Raw genomic sequence first — 18,301 nt, 5'->3', positions numbered from 1 at the left:
GTATTTGTTGCGTAAACAGAAGGGGCCTACGGGCCCCTTTCTGCTTTTCCTGCTTAAGCGCTTGTAATTTCGCAGGGCTGCCCCCACATTAGGTCCAAGCATCATTTCCACCGGTTTCCGGCCATAAGGCCGCTGTAGAGGCGAAATCATGAAGACCACCCTCGACTTGCCTCTTTTGCCATTGCGCGATGTCGTCGTCTATCCGCACATGGTTATCCCGCTGTTCGTGGGGCGCGAAAAATCCATCGAGGCCCTCGAGGCCGCGATGACGGGCGAAAAGCAGATCCTGCTGCTGGCCCAGAAGAATCCAGCCGATGATGATCCAGGTGAAGACGCCCTGTATCGCGTGGGCACCATTGCCACTGTTCTGCAGCTGCTGAAACTACCCGACGGTACCGTCAAGGTGCTGGTCGAGGGTGAGCAGCGCGGTGCGGTCGAGCGTTTCACTGAAGTCGATGGGCACGTACGTGCCGAAGTCAGCCTGATCGATGAAATCGACGCACCTGAACGTGAGTCGGAAGTCTTCGTACGCAGCCTGCTGTCGCAGTTCGAGCAATACGTGCAGTTGGGCAAGAAGGTGCCAGCCGAAGTGCTGTCCTCGCTCAACAGCATCGAAGAGCCTGGGCGCCTGGTCGATACCATGGCTGCGCACATGGCGCTGAAGATCGAGCAGAAGCAGGAGATCCTCGAGATCGTTGACCTGCAGACACGTGTCGAACACGTGTTGGCCCTGCTGGACGCGGAAATCGACCTGTTGCAGGTTGAGAAGCGTATCCGTGGTCGGGTCAAGAAGCAGATGGAGCGCAGCCAGCGCGAGTACTACCTGAATGAGCAGATGAAGGCCATTCAGAAAGAGCTCGGCGATGGCGATGAAGGTCACAACGAAGTCGAGGAGCTGAAAAAGCGTATCGACGCCGCTGGCCTGCCCAAAGACGCCCTGGCCAAGGCCCAGGCCGAGCTGAACAAGCTCAAGCAAATGTCGCCGATGTCGGCTGAGGCCACCGTGGTCCGCTCCTACCTGGACTGGCTTGTACAGGTGCCGTGGAAGGCGCAGAGCAAGGTCCGTCTCGATCTGACCAAGGCCGAGGAAATTCTCGACGCCGACCACTACGGCCTGGAGGAGGTCAAGGAGCGCATCCTTGAGTACCTCGCCGTGCAGAAGCGGGTGAAGAAGATCCGTGGTCCGGTGCTGTGCCTGGTCGGTCCTCCGGGTGTCGGCAAGACCTCGCTGGCCGAGTCGATCGCCGCTGCGACCAACCGCAAGTTCGTGCGCATGGCCCTTGGTGGGGTGCGTGACGAGGCTGAGATCCGTGGCCACCGCCGCACCTACATCGGCTCCATGCCCGGTCGTCTGATTCAGAAAATGACCAAGGTGGGTGTACGCAATCCGCTGTTCTTGCTCGATGAAATCGACAAGATGGGCAGCGACATGCGTGGTGACCCGGCATCGGCGCTGCTGGAAGTGCTCGACCCCGAGCAGAACCACAATTTCAACGATCACTACCTGGAGGTCGACTACGACCTGTCGGATGTGATGTTCCTGTGCACCTCTAACTCGATGAACATCCCGCCTGCGCTGCTTGACCGGATGGAAGTGATCCGCCTGCCGGGTTACACCGAGGACGAGAAGATCAACATCGCGGTCAAGTACCTGGTGCCCAAGCAGGTCAAGGCCAACGGTTTGAAGAAGGATGAGCTTGAGGTCGACGTCAGTGCGATCCGCGACATCATTCGCTACTACACCCGTGAAGCTGGCGTGCGTGGCCTGGAGCGGCAAATTGCCAAGGTCTGCCGCAAGGTGGTCAAGGAACACACCGGGCAGAAACTGGTGAAGGTCAAGGTCACTGGCGAGCAGCTCGAACAGCTGCTGGGTGTGCGCAAGTTCCGCTACGGCCTGGCCGAGCAGCAGGACCAGATTGGCCAGGTTACCGGCCTTGCCTGGACCCAGGTGGGTGGCGAACTGCTGACCATCGAAGCGGTGGTCATCCCGGGCAAAGGCCAGTTGATCAAGACCGGTTCGCTGGGCGATGTGATGGTCGAATCGATCACTGCCGCGCAGACCGTAGTGCGTAGCCGTGCCCGCAGCCTGGGGATTGCCGCCGATTTCCACGAGAAGCGTGACGTGCACATTCACATGCCCGAGGGCGCCACGCCCAAGGACGGCCCGAGTGCCGGTATCGGCATGTGCACTGCACTGGTCTCGGCCCTGACCCAGATCCCGGTGCGGGCAGATGTCGCGATGACCGGCGAAATCACCCTGCGCGGGCAGGTTCTGGCCATTGGTGGTTTGAAGGAAAAACTGCTTGCAGCGCACCGTGGTGGGATCAAGACCGTGATCATTCCAGAGGAGAATGTTCGCGATCTGAAGGAGATTCCGGAAAATATCAAACAGGATCTTCAGATCAAACCGGTCAAATGGATTGACGAAGTCCTCCAAATTGCGCTGCAATACGCCCCGGAGCCCTTGCCAGATGTGGCTCCTGAGATTGTCGCGAAGGATGACAAGCGCGACAGCGATGCCAAGGAAAGAATCAGCACGCACTAATCCGTTTCTCGCTGGGGGGCTTTCCTTGACAGTTTTTTCGGGCCCTTGTTATAAAGCGGCACGCCAGTGTCAACAGGCCACCCAGCGCTAGTTTCATACGCTTTTCATTACATACTTAGAAACAAACTCAAATAGAGATATAAGGGGACTTAGAGTGAACAAGTCGGAACTGATTGACGCTATCGCCGCATCTGCTGATATTTCGAAAGCCACCGCCGGCAAGGCGCTGGACGCCGTAATCGAATCCGTCACCGGCGCCCTGAAGCAAGGTGATGACGTGGTACTGGTAGGCTTCGGTACTTTCTCCGTCAAGGATCGCGCTGAGCGCACCGGCCGCAACCCGCAAACCGGTAAGGCGATCAAGATCGAAGCTGCCAAGGTTCCAGGTTTCAAAGCTGGTAAAGGCCTGAAAGACGCCGTCAACTAAGACGTCTCTTTCAGCCGGTCCGGGCGCCGCCAGGGCCGACCGCGTGACGGCGGGGCGCAAACGTTCCCGCCCGACACGCTCGCTTCGAGAAGGCGCATCTTCGGATGCGCCTTTCTTCTATCAGGACTCTACCCACGCTCCGCGGTTGACGACGCAGTGGTACAACCGTTTCTGGGGGACGCATGCTGCAGAATATCCGGGACAATTCACAAGGTTGGATTGCCAAGTCCATCATCGGCCTTATCGTCGTGTTGATGGCGTTGACTGGCTTCGAGGCCATTTTCCAGGCCGCCAGCCATAGCCAGGACGCCGCCAAGGTGAACGGCCAGACCATCAGCCAGAACGAGCTGAGCCAGGCCGTCGACATGCAGCGCCGCCAGCTGTTGCAACAGCTGGGCAAGGATTTCGATCCTGCTCTGCTGGATGAGAAGATGTTGCGCGAAGCCGCGCTCAAGGGGCTGATCGATCGCAAACTGCTGTTGCAGGGTGCCGAAGACGCCAAGTTCGCATTCTCCGAGGCTGCACTGGACCAAGTGATCCTGCAGACGCCGGAGTTCCAGGTTGACGGCAAGTTCGACGCCAACCGCTTCGACCAGGTCATCCGCCAGATGGGCTACGGTCGCATGCAGTTCCGTGACATGCTCGCCGAAGAAATGCTCATCGGCCAGCTGCGCACCGGGCTTGCCGGTAGCAGCTTCGTCACCGACAAGCAGGTCGATGCGTTTGCCCGTCTGGAAAAGCAGACCCGTGATTTCGCTTCGCTGACCTTCAAGGCCAACCCGGCTGCGGTCAACGTCAGCGACGACGAGGTCAAGGCCCATTACGAGCAGCACGCCAAAGAGTTCATGACGCCTGATCAGGTGGTCATCGACTACATCGAGCTGAAGAAGTCGGCGTTCTTCGACCAGGTCAAGGTCAACGAGGACGAGCTCAAGGCGCTGTACGAGAAAGAAATCGCCAACCTGTCCGAGCAACGCCATGCCGCGCACATCCTCATCGATGTCAACGACAAGGTCAGCGAAGCCCATGCCAAGGCGCGTATCGAAGAGATCCAGCAACGTCTGGCCAAGGGTGAAGACTTCGCCAAACTGGCCAAGGAGTTCTCCCAGGATCCAGGTTCCGCCACCACCGGTGGTGACCTCGGCTTCGCAGGGCCTGGCGTTTACGACCCAGCCTTCGAAGATGCGCTGTACAAGCTGAACCAGGACCAGGTCTCCGCGCCAGTGCGCACCGAGTACGGCTATCACCTGATCAAGCTGCTGGGCGTCGAGGCACCTGAAGTGCCGAGCTTTGCCAGCCTGAAAGACAAGCTGACGCGTGAGCTCAAGACCCAGCAGGTCGAACAGCGCTTCGTCGAAGTGACCAAGGAACTCGAAGATGCTGCCTTCGAAGCCTCCGACCTGGCCCAGCCGGCCCAGGACCTGGGCTTGAAAGTACAGACCTCGGCGCCATTCGGTCGTGAAGGTGGCGAAGGCATCACCGCCAACCGTGCGGTAGTGCAGGCGGCCTTCAGCGAAGAAGTGATCGATGAAGGTTCCAACAGCAACGCCATCGAGCTCGACCCGGAAACCGTGATCGTGCTGCGCGCCAAGGAACACCGCAAGCCAGAGCAACTGCCTTTGGAAGCGGTGGCCAAGAATATCCGCGAGCACCTGGCCAAAGAGAAGGCGACCGCCGAACTCAAAGCCAAGGCTGACAAGCTGATCGCAGGTCTGCGTGATGGTTCGATCGCTGCCGGCACCGCCCACGAAGGTCAGAGCTGGAAGGTCCAGGAAGCGGTCACCCGCGGCCAGGACGGCATCGATCCGGTCGAACTGCAAGCGGTGTTCCGCCTGGCCAAGCCAGCCGCCAAGGACAAGCCGGAATACGGCAGTGTGGTCCTGGCCGATGGCAGCTTGGTGGTAGTGCAGCTCAAAGGCGTCAACGAAGGCGCTGCGGCCACCGACGAGGAGAAGCAGCAGATCCGTCGCTACCTCGCCTCGCGTGCAGGCCAGCAGGACTTTGCCGCCTACCGCAAGCAGCTGGAAGCCAATGCCGATATCACGCGCTATTGAGTGATCATTGGATAACCAAACAGGCCGCTTTTGCGGCCTGTTTGCTTTACGCGATCTGAAGTACCCATGCCTACCTCATCGCGGGGCTAGCCCAGAGGCATCACCGGGCTAGCTCAGCGACCTCGTGGGGGCGGGCTTGCCCCGCGATGCTCAGCTTGCATCAACGCCGTGTCCCTTCGTAGTTATCCAGCGTATCGCGTGCAATCTCCCGTCCCAGCGCGATCAACTCCGGCGCCTTGTAGAACTCGAAGAACTGGCACACCCGCTTGGGCACGTTGATCAGTACATCCGGCGGATAGCCGGCGATCTTGTACTGAGCCAGCGAGGTCTGCATCACTTCAAAACTTTGGTTGATCAGGTCCAGCAACGACGCAGGTCCGACGTTGTCGATGATGAACGAGCCGGTCGCCGACTTCGGCGCGCCGCTGCTTTCCGGCGCCGCCGCCGGTTGCTGGCCTTCAGGTTCGGCCGAGTCACTGAGCCAGGGGTTGGGCGGCGCCATGCCCTCGGCAGTGATCTCCTGTTCGATGCGGATCATCTGCTCGGCCGGCTTGCGTCGAAACGGCAGGCGCGAGCCTACCGAGTTGATCAAGGAATCAAAGCGTTTCTTGAACGCTGCAGGGCGCTCGATTACGGGCAGTTGGTACTGCTTCTGGTTGGTGGCGTTGAGGTTGACCGCGATGATCAGGTCGCAGTGGCTGGACACCACTGGCACGATCGGCAACGGGTTGAGGATGCCGCCGTCCACCAGCATGCGATTGCCTTGCACCACGGGCGTGAACAGACTGGGGATCGCCGCCGAAGCGCGCATGGCCTGATGCAGGCAACCTTCCTGGAACCAGATTTCCTGTTGGTTGGTCAGGTCGGTGGCTACCGCGGTATAGGGGATGCGCAGCTGCTCGATGTTGATCTCGCCCACGATCTTGCGGATCTGGCCAAACACCTTATCGCCGCGAATGGCGCCAAGGCGAAAGCTCACGTCGACCAAGCGCAACACATCCAAATAATCCAGGCTTTCGATCCAGTGTCGGTATTCGTCGAGCTTGCCAGCGGCGTAGATGCCACCGACCACGGCGCCCATGGAGCAGCCGGCGATGCAGGCGATGTCATAGCCGCGTCGCTCGATTTCTTCGATCACACCAATGTGGGCATAGCCCCGTGCACCACCTGATCCCAGCACCAACGCGACACGTTTGCTCATAGAATTCCCCCGCAGCTGTGCAACCATGGTCCAACAATGCACCCATTGCACCCTGTGCTTCAATGGACGCCGCGCTGAGCTACGCTGAACAGGGCACTTTTCCCTAGCCTGAGCGTCGAACGGCCACTGACTTTTCACCTTTGGAGTATTACCGATGAAAGCCTGGATCTGCCTTCCACTGATCGCCCTGGCCCTGGCTGGCTGCGCGGGCAAGACGGCCTACCGTGACAGCTGCGCGACCCAGCTGGATGCCGCCTGGAAGGAGCTTGACCTGGCCAAGGCCGAGGGCTTTGCCGGGACTGTCAGCTACTCCAAGGCGTTATCGCTGCTGACCGGTGCCAAGACCCAGCAGCAGTTCGAAGGGTTCGAGGGCTGCACCAAGAAAGCCGAGAAGGCGCGTTTCTACATCCGTGAGTCGCGCGCGGGTCGTTGACCAAGGAGCCTTGAATGTCTGCCATGCTCGATCATGTCGTCGCGCAACTATTGACCTTGCAGGTACGCCTGCTGGCCTGCCGCGAGCGCTTGGCAGGCGATGTCGACAGCGAGGCGCTGCATGACCTGCGCACCACCACCCGGCGCTTGCGCAGCCTGCTCAGGCCGTTGCGCGGCCTGCCAGGGGTCGAGCAGCTGGAAGATGCCGCTGGGGCCCTGGGCGATCTGACTACGCCACTGCGCGATCGTGAGGTGCTGGCCGACCAGTTGCTCAAACGCGGTTACCAGCAGGCCGGTCAAGCGCGTTTACAGGGCAGGGCGCGCACCTTCGCTAGCGTGGCCGAGAGCGCTCAGCTCACGCGCATGCTGGCGATTGTCGATGCCTTCCCGCTGTTTCTACGTGCGGCCGATCGGGAAGGGCTCGCCAGTGGGCTCAAGCGGCGTATCGACAAGCGCCTGACCAAGCAATGGCGCAAGCTGGAACAGGGGCTGAAGGATCCGGCCCATGACCGCCATCGGCTGCGGCTGCTGATCAAACGGGTGCGCTATGGCGACGAAGCCTACCCGCAACTCGATCACGCTGGGCGCAAGCTGCAGCGGTTGCTCAAGCGCGCCCAGGGCGATCTGGGCGACTGGCATGACCGCGTTCAGTGGCTGTCGCAAGTGCCGACGCATGCCGATCTTGCGTCGTGCAAGGTGGCCTGGGAAGAGGAGCTGCAGCAGGCTGAGCAGCAGTCTGATGTCACCCTGCAGAAGCTGCAGGATGCCTTGGCGCGACGATAGCCCGCGGGAATGGCCGATATGCGGGCTGCTGTGTGCAGGTTCGCTGGCTAACATCGGAGTTTTCCTGCAAAAGCCGAGGGCATCATGAATTTCACCCAATTGCTGACTGCAGTGCGCGAGCACCCCGAATCGGTGTGCGTGCCCGCCAACTGGGCTCAGGGGCGGGCAGCGTTTGGCGGTCTGATGGCCGCGCTGGTGTACCAAGCCATGCGCTCGAAGCTGACCGACGAGCGCCTGGTTCGCTCCCTGGCCATCACCTTCGTCGGGCCTGCTGCGCCGGACGTGCCGATCAGTTTCGAGGTCGAGCTGCTGCGTGAGGGCAAGGCCGTCAGCACCCTGCTTGGCCGTGCGGTGTAAGACGGCCAGGTGGTGACGCTGGTGCAGGGGAGTTTCGGTGCGGGACGAGCCTCAGAGGTCGAGGTGACGGCGCTGCCCGCCGTAGAGATGAAAGCGCTCGAGCAGAGCGCGCCCGAGCTGCCTTATATCAAGGGCATCACACCGGAGTTCATGCGCCACGTAGCGTTGCGCTGGGCTATCGGCGGGTTGCCTTTTACCGGCAACGCTTCGCGGCAAATGGGCGGCTGGGTGCGCCTGCGCGATGTTGAGCAGGGGCCGGTCAACGAATCGCATCTGCTGGCCCTGGTGGATGCCTGGCCGCCGAGCTTGATGCCGTTTCTCAAGCAGCCCGCTGCGGGCAGCACGTTGACCTGGACCATCGAGTTCGTCCAGCCGACACCGACCCTGTCGACCCTCGACTGGTGCCGCTATTGCGTCGAGACCGAACACGCCAAGGATGGCTACGGCCACGCCTCGGCTGCGCTGTGGACCGCCGAGGGTGAGTTACTGGCGCTAAGCCGGCAAACGGTCACGGTGTTCGCTTAACGCCGGTGCTTGTGCCGTTCGCGCCAGGCCCGCCACCAGGCGCCGCTCAAGAGGAAGCGGGGAAAGGTGATGAATTGCTCGGTGAGCAGGCGCTGCACGGCGTCCTTGCGATTGGCGAAAGGCTCTGGCTGCTCGGCTTCCAGGCGATGCCCTTGGCGTTGTAGCCCAAGCCCGGCGATCAGGGCGATGATGCCGACAGCGATCTGCCCCAGATCCAGGCCGAACAGCCCGGACAGCACCAGCAAGGCGCCGAGGATGAACAGCGGCACGGCAATCAGGTGCAGTACCAGATTGGCCGGGTGGCGATGATTGTGGTGGTAGCCGCGCCATTGCCAGGCGGGCAGGTTGGGCAGGCGTTTGCTCATGGACAATTCCTCAGGGTCATGTCCAAAGCTTAGTGCGGCCCCCGCGAGGGGGCCAATCGAGGCTGGCTATGATGACTATAGCTTGAGCTGGCCAATGGCCTTGCTGAGCTCTCCGGCGAGGGTCGCCAGTTCGCTGCTGGTGGTCGCCGAACCGACCGTCTGCTGCACGGTTTGCTCGGTCACATCGCGAATGCTCACCACTGCCCGATTCATCTCTTCGGCGACCTGGCTCTGTTGCTCGGCGGCCACCGCGATCTGGGTATTGCTCTCACGCATCTGGGCTACGGCGCTGGTGATTTCCGCCAGCGACTCGCCAGCCTCCTGGGCCTGCTTGACGCAGTCGTCGGCCTTGTACGAGCTCTCCTGCATGAACTCCACCGCATCACGCGTGCCCGATTGCAACGCAGCGACCATGCCGGTGATTTCATCGGTGGAGGTTTGCACGCGCTTGGCCAGGTTGCGCACCTCGTCGGCGACCACCGCGAAGCCGCGACCGAGGTCGCCCGCCCGCGCGGCTTCAATCGCAGCATTGAGCGCCAGCAGATTGGTCTGCTCGGCAATACTGTGAATCACCCCAACCACGCCATTGATCTTCTGGCTGTCTTCGGCCAACTGGCGGATCATTTCGGCGGTCTGTTGCACGCCGCTGGACAGGCCGGAAATCGAATCCTGCACCCGGCTGACCACAACCTGGCCGCTGCCTGCCAAACTATCGGCGGTTTGCGAGAGGTCACGGGTGGCGCCGGCGTGCTGGGCGATATGATGCACGGTGGCCGACATCTCGTTGATCGCTGTCGCCGCCTGATCGGTCTCGCTCTGTTGGCCGATCATGCCGTGGCGCACCTCGTTCATGCTCGCCGCCAGGCGCGCCGCGCCGGAGTCGAGCTGCGCAGCGGTGCGGGCGACAGTGCTGACCACCCGGTGATAGGTCGACTGCATGGCATTGAAGGCGCCGGCCATCTGCCCGACCTCGTCGCCACAAGCCAGTGGCACCCGCGCCGACAGGTCGCCAGTCTTCTCCACATGCAGCATCACATCCTTGAGGGTGTTGAGCTGGCTGAGCAGGAAGCGAATCAACAATTGCGAGGCACAGAGCATCGCCAGCATCAGGATGGCGACGCACACCGCATAGTTACCGAAACGGTCGAAGAACACCTGGCGCAGGCTCGGTGACTGGGCCAGTACCGCCAGCTGCTGATCGCCCTGGCGTACAACCTGGGCGCCGCGCAGTGGATTGTCGCCAAGGATCCACGCGCTGGGCAGCTCGACCCAGCCTTGGGCATCCTTGGGCAGCAGCAGGGGTTCGCCGGCAACGCTCGGTGTTTGCCCTGGCTGCCAGCTGATCACGTTGCTTTGCTTGGGCAGTTGCTGTGCGCTGGGCCAGGCTGCCAGCAGCTGCGCCTGGGCTTGCGCTTGTGCGCGTGCGCCCTCGGCCCGGGCCTGTTGCTCCAGGTGCACGGCATACAACACCAGCAACAGGGTTGTGACGAAGGCCACCGCATTGACGGCCCAGAACTTGTACTTCAGGGAAATATTGCTAAGCCAGGCACCCATCGTAGGTCTTCTCTGAGTTGAGCGGAAACAGTATTGGCAAGGTGCCATCATTGTGTCCGAGCGGCTCAGTATGGGTCTTGATGTGCGTCAAGAAAGCTCAGGGGGAATCAGTCATTTGCGCCGTGCTCTTTTCGCGGGCTTGCCTGCGAAAACAACGACTCGATTTCAAGGCAAATCGAAGAACTGCCGGGCGCATTCGCTAGTATGCCGAGCCGTGTGCTCTGGCGCTTCGCCCCGATGCAAGGCCACCTCGTGTAGCACCTGGGGCAAGAACGCCGGTTCGTTGCGGCCATTTTTTGGTTTGGGCCGCAAGCTGCGTGGCAACAGATAGGGCGCGTCACTTTCCAGCATCAGTCGCCCTTGGGCAATATTGCCCACCAGCGGATGCAGATGAGTACCGCGGCGCTCATCGCAGATCCAGCCGGTGATGCCGATGTGCAGGTCCATGTCCAGATAGGCGAACAGCGCCTCACGCTCACCGGTGAAACAATGCACCACGGCGGCCGGCAGGTGATCGCGATAGTCCTTGAGAATGGCCAGCAGGCGCTCGCTGGCGTCACGCTCATGCAGGAATACCGGCAGCTGCAGTTCAGCGGCCAGGCTCAGTTGCGCCTCCAGGGCTTTTTCCTGCAGCGGGCGAGGGGAGAAGTCGCGGTTGAAGTCCAGGCCGCATTCGCCCACGGCCTTGACCCGAGGTTGTTCGAGCAACTGGCGCAAGCGACGTTCACTGGCGCCATCCCAGCTCTTGGCGTCGTGCGGGTGGACACCTGCGGTCGAGAACAGCCGCTGCCCGTGCTCATCGAGTTGCTGGCACAGCTCCAGGGCCTGTTCGCTGACCGCAAGGCTGGTGCCGGTCACGACCATTTGCACCACGCCCGCTTGCACGGCCCGTTCGACGATATCCGCCTGTTGGTCGTGGAAGCTGCTGTTGGTCAGGTTGACGCCGATATCGATCAGTTGCATGGTGCTACCTCGTGCCGCGGGCCGGCCAGCATAGCAAAAACCGGGTATTTCAGGAAAAAGCCAAGAACTTCAAGCTGTTGCCATGGTCTTCTAGCGTCATTTGTCACGGACGCACCGGCCTTGATGGTTTCAGCCCACAGCCCTCGGACACGTTTTCGCATGCAGCGACCCTTGCTGACCCTACTGCTGATGATTGGCTTGCTCCTGCCTGGGGCGGCCAGCGCACGCTTGCCAGGGCCGCAGCAGACTGCAACCAGCAATCAGCCTCGTGATTTGGCCCAGGTGCGCGCAACCAAGGTGCTGCGGGTGCTGGTCAATCAGAGCCGCAATAGCTCTGGCGAGGTCAAGGGCGAGCCGGTCGGTATCGAATATCACCGGCTCAGGGCGCTGGAGCACTACCTCAATGGCCGCGAAAGGGAAGGGCAGCTGATCCAGGTCAAACTGATTCCGCGGGCCAAGGAGCAGTTACTCGGCGCCTTGGCCCGAGGTGAAGGTGATCTCGCCGCTCCCGGCGAACTACTCGATCCGGGCCTGGTGCGCGGTGTCAGCACCAGCGCCCCGGTGCTCGACCAGGTGCCATTGCTGCTGGTCGGGCGCAAGGGCGAACGCAGTTTCAGCCGGGTCGAGCAGCTGTCCGGGCGGACCGTCGCGCTGACCACCGCCAGTGCTGCCGGAGCGCTGATTCAGGACATCAACGAGCAGTTGGCGCTGCGCAAACGCGCGCCGATCAAGATCGAGTGGGTCGATCCGACCTTGGCCATCGAGGACGTGTTGGAGATGGTCCAGGCCGGCATCTATCACCTGACAGTGGTGGAGCGGCCCATTGCCCAGCGCTGGGCGCGCGTGATGCCGCGGCTGCGTGTTGACACTCGCTTGAAGCTCGGCGAACCCCAGGCCATGCGCTGGTATGTCGGTCGCGATGCGCATCTGTTGCTGGCCACGGTCGACCGCTTCCTGGCGGGTTACCGCGCCCCAGACAACCAGGACGCCGCGTTCGAGCGCATTTATCGGCGTCAGTACCGGGTGCACAACCCATTGGCGCGCAAAGATCGCCAGCAATTGCAGACGCTGCGGGCGGTGCTGCAAAAGCATGGGCAGGCGCAACAGATCGACTGGCTCAACCTGGCTGCGCTGGCGTTCAAGGAGTCCACCCTCAATCCCGCCGCACGAGGTATGGGCGGCGCTCATGGATTGATGCAGATCACGCCGTCGGCCGCGCAACGGGTCGGGGTCAGTAACACCACCACCGTCGATGGCAATGTCCAGGCCAGCGCCCGCTACCTGGCGTTGATCCGGCGCAAGTTCTTCGCCAGCCCCAAGCTTAACGAGCGCGAGCGCATGGCGTTCATCCTGGCGGCTTACAACCTGGGCCCGGAGCGGGTGCAGGCGATGCGTGCCGAAGCGCGTCGGCGCGGGCTCAATGGCAACCAGTGGTTCTTCCAGACCGAACGCATCGCCATGGAGCAGGTGGGCATGGGGCCGGTCAATTTCGTCAACAGCGTCAACAAGTACTTCCTGGCCTTCAATCGTGAGCGGGCTGCGCTAGAGCGTGTGGCAAAGCGTTAATAAATCGAAATATACGATATTAATCACGCATATTATGCGATTTTACTATTGGTTAATTTGATTAAGATGGCGCCCATCCCAACACAACATTGCGTGCCCTAAGGAAGACTTGAAATGAACTCCAACACCCTCAACTCGCTGTTCGTCACCCGCGCTGGCGCTGGCTTGAGCGTTATCCGCATCCTGGTCGGTCTGATCTTCATGGCCCACGGCGCACAGAAATTGTTCGGCCTGTTCGGTGGCTACGGCCTGGAAGGCACCGGGCAGTGGATGGAAAGCATCGGCCTGGCCCCGGGTTACCTGATGGCCCTGTTGTCGGGTAGCGCCGAGTTCTTCGGTGGTCTGGCACTGCTGATTGGCCTGCTGGTGCGCCCAGCTGCCCTGGCACTGACGGTGACCCTGGTGGTGGCGATCTTCTCGGTGCACATCGGCAACGGCCTGTTCATGTCCAACAACGGCTACGAGTTCGCCCTGGCGCTGATGGCAGGCACCGTGGCCGTGCTGATCGAAGGTGCCGGTCGCTTCTCCCTGGACCGCCTGATCGCCCGCTGACACAACGCTGTAAAGCGCATCCCTCAAGCTGCGAGTAAAGTCTACTTGCAGCTTGTCGTTTCACTCTCTAGGATACCGCTTGCGCCGATTTAAACAGCTACTTGCGGGGCGCAGGAGAGGCCCCCAGCCGGGTCATCCGAAATACCGCTAAAGCGCTGGTTCGGTGACGCCTCCCACCGCTGCCCAGCGGGATTTGCGAGGCGGAGAAATACTCCATGAGTTGTCCACGTACCAGTGTCTGCCTGACCCCCCTGCCTGCCAGCCAGGCTTCTCGCACACCGCGCATCCTGCTCGGTGGCCAGCATCAGCCTACCTTGTTGCGTCACCTTGATGGTTTCTCGCGACGCAAGGGCCAAGCCCGCGCTTTCCTCATCCAGTTCGCTGAAACCTGCGGCTTGCTCGAACAGTACGGCAGCGATCGCTTTGACCTCGCGGTGATCCAGTCGCCGGCAGCCGAAGACGCAGCCGAGGTTATCGGCCATCTCACCCGCATCGCACGCCAAGGCCTGATTACCCGTCGTTGAGTAGCATGTCAGCGCCGGGCGTTTTTGGTTAAGCTCGGCCTCACTACGTCGGCACGCACAGGCGTTGAGGAGAATGCCGTTTGAGCACCAACATCATCACCACCGAAGGTCATCAGGCGCTCAAGCAAGAGCTCGACCATCTGTGGCGGGTCTACCGGCCGGAAATTACCCAGAAGGTTGCCTGGGCAGCGTCGCTGGGCGATCGCAGTGAAAACGCCGATTACCAGTACAACAAGAAGCTCTTGCGCGAGATTGATCGTCGCGTACGTTACCTGCGCAAGCGTCTTGAAGATGTCAAAGTGGTTGCCTATTCCCCGGAACAGGAAGGCAAGGTGTTTTTTGGCGCTTGGGTGGAAATCGAAAACGATGATGGCGAGACCCTGAAGTTTCGCATCGTCGGTTATGACGAGATCTATGGGCGCAACGACTACATTTCGATCGATTCGCCCATGGCCCGCGCGTTGCTCAAGAAGGAGGAGGGTGACGAGGTGGTGGTCAAGACGCCGACGGGGGATGCTACCTGGTATGTCAACAGCATCAGTTATCCGGCTGTACAGGCGGATGCCTGAATAACTGAAGCTTCCAAGACTGGGGCCACAAAGCAGCCCCAGTTCACATTTGCGTTGAGCTCAAGTGTCGCGCAAAACCGCCAAAGGACTGGCATTGAGCGCACGCCGGGTGCCAAACACCCCAGCACCCGCCACCAGCAATGCACCCACCAGCGGTAATGCCAGCAGCCATGGATGCGGACTCCACGGCAGGTCGAACGCATAGCGATACAGCGCCCAGCTGATCAGCTCGCAACCCAGCGCCGCCAGCACGCCGCTGGCCGCCCCCAGCAAGCCGAACTCGATGCGCCGGGTCCTGACCAGCAAGGGCCTGGGCGCACCCAGCGCGCGCAGCAAGGCGCCTTGGTGAATGCGCTCATCCAAGGTTGCCTGCAGCCCGGCGAACAGCACTGCCAGGCCCGCCGCCAACACGAACAACAGCACATACTCCACCGCCAAGGTCACCTGCGCCAGGATGCTGCGCAACTGCTCGAGCAGCGCGTCGACCTGAAGAATGGTCGCGGCCGGGAACGCCCGGGACAGGGCGACCACTTCCTGGTCGTGACCCGCTGCCAGGTAGAAGCTGGTCAGGTAGGTGGTGGGCAAGCCCTGCAGGGTGCCGGGTTGGAAAATCATGTAGAAGTTGGGCTGGAAGCTGTCCCAGTGCACCGAGCGCAAGCTGCTGACCCGTGCCTGGCGTTGCTGACCACCGATATCGAAATTGAGCAGGTCGCCCAGCTTCAGATGCAGGCTGGCAGCAAGCTCCGCTTCTACCGAAACACCAGGGATGCCATCGCTTGCTGGGGTGGGCTGCCACCAATCACCTGAGGTCAAGGCATTGCCCTGGGGCAGCTCGGCGGCCCAGGTCAGGCTGAGATCGCGTTGCACGGCGCGTTCACCGGTGGACTCCTTGCTCACCAGCTGGCGCACTGGCTCGTCGTTTATGTGCGTCAGCCGACCCGGGATCACCGGATACAACGGCGCCGAAGTGGCGTTGACCTCGCGCAAGCGCTGGATAAAGGCATCGCGCTCATCCGGCAGGATGTTCAAGGCGAAGTGATTGGGGGCATCTTTGGGCAGTTGCGCTTGCCAGGTATCCAACAGCTCGGCGCGCAGCAAAGCGACCAGGCCCATGGCCAGTAGGATGAGGCCAAACGCCAGCGCTTGGCCGGCTGCCGCCAGCGGGTGACGCAGCAATTGGCCTAGCCCCAGCCGCCAAGTCAGGGGCGCGCCCGCCAGTAACCGGCGCAGGCTACGCAACCCGAGCAGGAGCAGGCCACCCAGTAACAGCGCAGCGATCAACCCGCCGCCGAGCAGGGCAAAGGTCAGCAGCAGATCCAGGCTCAGGCGCCACATGATCAGGCCCAGGGCAAATAGGGCAGCGCCATACACCAGCCAGCTGCTGGGCGGTACCGGCAGCAGGTCGCGGCGCAACACCCGCAGCGGCGGCACGCGGCCCAGTGCCGCCAACGGCGGCAGGGCAAAACCTGCGAGGGCGACCAGGCCCGTGCCGATGCCAGCCAGCGCCGGGGTGATGCCACCGGGTGGAATGACGCTGGGCATCAACCCGTGCAGTAAACGGAACAGGCCCAGCTGTGCCAGCCAGCCGACCAGAGCCCCGACCACTGCTGCCACCAGGCCTAGCGTTGCCAGTTGCACGCAGTACAGGCCCAGGGCCTGGCGACGAGACAAGCCCAGGCAGCGCAGCAGGGCGCTGGCGTCCAGGCGCCGGGCCGCGTAGCGGCTGGCCGAGAGCGCCACGGCAACGCCTGCCAACAGCACCGCCACCAGGCTGGCCATGTTCAAGTAGCGCTCAGCCTTGCCGAGGGCGCCGCCGATTTGCCGGTTGCCATCACGTGTGTCGAGCAGGCGCTGGTTGGCGGCCAGATCCTTGTCGATGGCCTGGCGATACTGGCTCAACGTTTGCGGCTCGCCTCGCCATAGCTCGCGATAGCTGACCCGGCTGCCTGGCTGGATCACGCCGGTGCTTTGCAGGTCGTCGAGGTTCATCAGCACCCGCGGGGTGAGGCTGTAGAAGTTGTTGGCGCGGTCTGGTTCGTAGGTCAGCACGCGGGTCATGCGCAAGCTCTTCATGCCAACATCAATGCTATCGCCTATCGACAAACCCAGCGCCGCCAGCAAACGTGGCTCGACCCAGACCTCGCCGGCTGCTGGGCCGCCCCCGGGCGCTTCCTGCGCATAGGGCGCTGCGGCGCTGCGTAATTTTCCCCGCAGCGGGTAGGCAGTGTCGGCGGCCTTGATGCTGGAGAGCTGGATGCCGCTATCGCCCCCGACCACGCTGGTAAATTCCACCACCCGTGCATGGCGCAAGCCCAGCGCCGTGCCGGCGTCGATCTGCTCCTGGCGAGCTGGCGAGCTGCCCTGCAGGACCAGATCTGCGCCGAGAAACTCGCTGGCGCGCAGCTGCATGGCGCCATTCAGGCGTGCGCCGAAATAGCCGATGGCGGTGCTGGCCGCCACGGCCACCAGCAGGGCGAAGAACAGCACGCGTACTTCACTGGCACGGGCGTCGCGCCAGAGCTGGCGCAGGGCCAAGGCGCACAGGCGCAGAAACGGCAATCGAGTCATCACGGCTCCAGGGGCGCCACCAGGCGCCCAGCGTCCAGGCGGATTAGGCGCCGGCAGCGCTTGGCCAGGCGTTCGTCGTGGGTGACCAGAACCAAGGTGGTGCCGCGCTCCTTGTTCAGTTCGAACAACAGGTCGCTGATGCGCTCGCCGGTGTGGCTGTCCAGGTTGCCGGTAGGCTCGTCGGCGAACAGCACCGCTGGCTGCGCGGCGAACGCTCGGGCAATCGCCACTCGTTGCTGCTCACCGCCTGACAGCTGGCGCGGGGTATGGGTCAGGCGTTTGCCCAGGCCAACCCGTTCGAGCAGGCTGCGCGCATGCTCGCGGGCATCGCGGCGGCCATCGAGCTCCAGCGGCAACATGACGTTTTCCAGTGCATTGAGGCTGTCGAGCAATTGGAACGACTGGAACACGAAGCCGACATGCTCGGCGCGCACCCGCGCCCGTTGATCTTCATCCAGCGGCCCCAGGTCGTGACCGGCAAGGATCACCGTGCCGGCGCTAGGGCGGTCCAGGCCTGCGAGCAAGCCCAGCAGGGTCGATTTGCCCGAGCCCGAAGCGCCGACGATGGCCAGGCTGTCGCCCTGGTTCAGGTCGAGGGAGAGTGCGTGGAGGATGGTCAGGTCGCCTTCCGCGCTGGGAACCACTTTGCTAAGGTGCTGCGCAACGAGAATGCTTGGGCCCATGGAGAATCCGATGCGAGTGTGGTGGTTGAGTGCCGGTCTGGCCCTGTATTGCCTGGCCCAGAGCGCGGCGGCGGGAACACTGCTGGTCGTCGGCGATAGTATCAGCGCCGGTTTTGGCCTGGATACCCGCCAGGGGTGGGTTTCCCTGTTGCAGCAACGGCTGCAGCAGGAAGGCTCGAGCGATCAGGTGGTCAATGCCTCGATCAGTGGTGACACCAGTGCAGGTGGCCAGGCGCGGCTGCCGGCGCTGCTTGCAGAGCATAAGCCGAGCCTGGTGATCATCGAGCTGGGCGGCAACGATGGGCTGCGTGGACAGCCGCCAGAGCAATTGCAACAAAATCTTGCTTCGATGATAGACCGCTCCCAGGCGGCAGGGGCCAAGGTGGTCCTGTTGGGCATGCGCCTGCCGCCCAATTACGGGGTGCGCTATACCACTGCCTTTGCCCAGGTCTATGAGCAGTTGGCGACACAGAAAAAAGTGCCATGGGTGCCGTTTTTCCTCGAGGGTGTTGGCGGTGTGCCGCAGATGATGCAGGCCGATGGCATTCACCCAGCCCAGGGCGCCCAGCAGCAACTGCTGGAAAATGCCTGGCCGGTGATAAAACCCTTGCTGTGACGCTTTTAACGGGGGCT

General features: G+C 62.2%; 16 protein-coding genes and 1 pseudogene. 11 read left to right on the top strand and 6 right to left on the bottom strand.

The window, feature by feature from the left end:
• Positions 1-148 precede the first annotated feature (148 nt).
• The 3 genes from lon (at position 149) to HU737_RS13275 (ending at position 5,026) form a co-directional block, all read left to right on the top strand.
• Positions 149-2,545 carry an endopeptidase La gene (gene lon, locus HU737_RS13285; protein WP_186555006.1) on the top strand — a complete coding sequence of 799 codons (2,397 nt, stop codon included), beginning with the start codon at positions 149-151 and terminating at the stop codon, positions 2,543-2,545.
• A gap of 154 nt (positions 2,546-2,699) precedes the next feature.
• Positions 2,700-2,972, top strand: a complete 273-nt coding sequence (locus HU737_RS13280) for an HU family DNA-binding protein (protein WP_186555005.1) — start codon at positions 2,700-2,702, stop codon at positions 2,970-2,972.
• A gap of 182 nt (positions 2,973-3,154) precedes the next feature.
• Positions 3,155-5,026 (top strand): SurA N-terminal domain-containing protein, encoded by a 1,872-nt coding sequence (locus tag HU737_RS13275; RefSeq protein WP_186555004.1) that lies wholly within the window; start codon positions 3,155-3,157, stop codon positions 5,024-5,026.
• Positions 5,027-5,186: 160 nt separating this feature from the next.
• Here the strand turns inward: HU737_RS13275 and HU737_RS13270 are convergent, their stop codons facing one another.
• Positions 5,187-6,227, bottom strand: a complete 1,041-nt coding sequence (locus tag HU737_RS13270; RefSeq protein WP_186555003.1) for a patatin-like phospholipase family protein — start codon at positions 6,225-6,227, stop codon at positions 5,187-5,189.
• Positions 6,228-6,381: 154 nt separating this feature from the next.
• Here HU737_RS13270 and HU737_RS13265 point away from each other — a divergent pair, with 154 nt between their 5' ends.
• The 3 genes and pseudogenes from HU737_RS13265 to HU737_RS13255 all read left to right on the top strand — a co-directional run bounded on the left by HU737_RS13265 (position 6,382) and on the right by HU737_RS13255 (position 8,324).
• Positions 6,382-6,660 (top strand): hypothetical protein, encoded by a 279-nt coding sequence (locus HU737_RS13265; protein WP_027593946.1) that lies wholly within the window; start codon positions 6,382-6,384, stop codon positions 6,658-6,660.
• A gap of 14 nt (positions 6,661-6,674) precedes the next feature.
• Positions 6,675-7,442 (top strand): CHAD domain-containing protein, encoded by a 768-nt coding sequence (locus tag HU737_RS13260; RefSeq protein ID WP_186555002.1) that lies wholly within the window; start codon positions 6,675-6,677, stop codon positions 7,440-7,442.
• 84 nt (positions 7,443-7,526) lie between these two features.
• Positions 7,527-8,324, top strand: a pseudogene (locus HU737_RS13255) (acyl-CoA thioesterase).
• On the opposite strand, the gene HU737_RS13250 reads toward HU737_RS13255, so the two are convergent.
• The 3 genes from HU737_RS13250 to HU737_RS13240 all read right to left on the bottom strand — a co-directional run bounded on the left by HU737_RS13250 (position 8,321) and on the right by HU737_RS13240 (position 11,206).
• Entirely contained in the window at positions 8,321-8,689 is a 369-nt protein-coding gene (locus tag HU737_RS13250) for an Mpo1-like protein (protein ID WP_186555001.1), read from the bottom strand. The pseudogene HU737_RS13255 and the gene HU737_RS13250 sit on opposite strands and share 4 nt — an antisense overlap.
• A gap of 75 nt (positions 8,690-8,764) precedes the next feature.
• The gene (locus HU737_RS13245; RefSeq protein ID WP_186555000.1) at positions 8,765-10,243 is read right to left on the bottom strand and encodes a methyl-accepting chemotaxis protein; all 1,479 of its coding nucleotides are present in this window, start codon (positions 10,241-10,243) and stop codon (positions 8,765-8,767) included.
• A 165-nt stretch (positions 10,244-10,408) separates the two neighbouring features.
• On the bottom strand, positions 10,409-11,206 hold the full coding sequence (locus tag HU737_RS13240; protein WP_186554999.1) for a TatD family hydrolase: 798 nt from the start codon (positions 11,204-11,206) through the stop codon (positions 10,409-10,411).
• A gap of 159 nt (positions 11,207-11,365) precedes the next feature.
• On the opposite strand from HU737_RS13240, the gene HU737_RS13235 reads away from it, so the two are divergent.
• From HU737_RS13235 to greB, 4 genes are all read left to right on the top strand, one after another.
• On the top strand, positions 11,366-12,772 hold the full coding sequence (locus HU737_RS13235; RefSeq protein ID WP_186554998.1) for an MltF family protein: 1,407 nt from the start codon (positions 11,366-11,368) through the stop codon (positions 12,770-12,772).
• Between the two features lie 114 nt (positions 12,773-12,886).
• On the top strand, positions 12,887-13,324 hold the full coding sequence (locus HU737_RS13230; protein WP_186554997.1) for a DoxX family protein: 438 nt from the start codon (positions 12,887-12,889) through the stop codon (positions 13,322-13,324).
• A 215-nt stretch (positions 13,325-13,539) separates the two neighbouring features.
• A complete protein-coding gene (locus HU737_RS13225; protein WP_186554996.1) occupies positions 13,540-13,848 on the top strand; it encodes a hypothetical protein in 309 nt (102 codons plus the stop codon).
• A gap of 80 nt (positions 13,849-13,928) precedes the next feature.
• Positions 13,929-14,417, top strand: a complete 489-nt coding sequence (greB, locus tag HU737_RS13220; protein ID WP_186554995.1) for a transcription elongation factor GreB — start codon at positions 13,929-13,931, stop codon at positions 14,415-14,417.
• A gap of 60 nt (positions 14,418-14,477) precedes the next feature.
• Here the strand turns inward: greB and HU737_RS13215 are convergent, their stop codons facing one another.
• Positions 14,478-16,985, bottom strand: coding sequence for an ABC transporter permease (locus HU737_RS13215; protein ID WP_186554994.1), 2,508 nt, complete (start codon positions 16,983-16,985; stop codon positions 14,478-14,480).
• Positions 16,985-17,668, bottom strand: a complete 684-nt coding sequence (locus HU737_RS13210) for an ABC transporter ATP-binding protein (protein ID WP_186554993.1) — start codon at positions 17,666-17,668, stop codon at positions 16,985-16,987. The genes HU737_RS13215 and HU737_RS13210 overlap by 1 nt, the downstream gene beginning before the upstream one ends.
• Positions 17,669-17,678: 10 nt before the next feature.
• Here HU737_RS13210 and HU737_RS13205 point away from each other — a divergent pair, with 10 nt between their 5' ends.
• Positions 17,679-18,284: an arylesterase gene (locus HU737_RS13205; protein WP_186554992.1), complete on the top strand. Its 606-nt coding sequence runs from the start codon at positions 17,679-17,681 to the stop codon at positions 18,282-18,284.
• The last annotated feature ends 17 nt before the right edge of the window (positions 18,285-18,301 follow it).

This window comes from Pseudomonas urmiensis, assembly GCF_014268815.2.
GTDB classification, from domain to species: Bacteria; Pseudomonadota; Gammaproteobacteria; order Pseudomonadales; family Pseudomonadaceae; genus Aquipseudomonas; species Aquipseudomonas urmiensis.
This window is presented reverse-complemented; position numbering and strand designations above follow the sequence as displayed.